Here is a 238-nt window from a genome sequence, read left to right on the forward strand (position 1 = left end):
GGCAACACGGGCGCTACGGGGGCCACTGGACCTCAAGGTGCTCAAGGAAACACGGGCGGTACTGGGGCCACTGGACCTCAAGGTGTTCAAGGAAACACAGGCGCTACGGGGGTCACTGGACCTCAAGGCGCTCAAGGCAACACAGGCGCTACTGGACCTCAGGGCGTTCAAGGCAACACAGGCGCTACTGGGGCCACTGGACCTCAAGGTGTTCAAGGAAACACAGGCGCTACGGGGG

General features: G+C 62.6%; 1 pseudogene. It reads left to right on the forward strand.

The window, feature by feature from the left end:
* Window positions 1-238 (forward strand): annotated as a pseudogene (locus tag COC96_RS26890) (hypothetical protein); the annotation flags it as partial.

This window comes from Bacillus cereus (assembly GCF_002577405.1).
Classification (GTDB): domain Bacteria; phylum Bacillota; class Bacilli; order Bacillales; family Bacillaceae_G; genus Bacillus_A; species Bacillus_A cereus_AU.